Origin of the sequence: Prevotella sp. SGI.167 (assembly GCF_050313615.1) — a bacterium.
Lineage (GTDB): Bacteria > Bacteroidota > Bacteroidia > Bacteroidales > Bacteroidaceae > Prevotella.
This window is the reverse complement of record NZ_JBNPLT010000148.1, coordinates 1-382: the sequence shown is the minus strand read 5'-3', so window position 1 is coordinate 382 and position 382 is coordinate 1. Positions and strand designations below refer to the sequence as shown.

Genomic DNA, 382 nt, shown 5'->3' with positions numbered 1-382 from the left:
TTGCAGGTTCTCCTTCTCGTGCACCACGTCCAGCAGAGGGGCATCATATTCGTCAATGATGACAGCCACTTTTTCGCCCGTCTTCTCGTAAGCACGCTTTACAATACCAGCCAGTCTTTCATTAGGATAGTTTTCACCTTCTCCCTTGCCGTAAAGCTTTTCGTAGGGCAAAAGTCGTAGATTCAGATAACTGTTCAGAGCGTCAGCATCAAAATGCTTGGCACCGCTCATATCGAAATGGAGCACAGGGTGCTTCACCCATTCCTTCTCGTAATCAGCAATGGCCAATCCCTCGAAAAGTTCCTTTCTTCCCTCGAAATAAGCCTGGAGGGTAGAGGCAAAGAGCGACTTGCCGAATCGTCTCGGACGACTCAGAAAGACA

General features: G+C 48.7%; 1 protein-coding gene. It reads right to left on the bottom strand.

The window, feature by feature from the left end:
* The coding region (locus tag ACQRBJ_RS16285) for an AAA family ATPase (RefSeq protein WP_445304267.1) at positions 1 to 382 on the bottom strand (382 nt) is incomplete at both ends.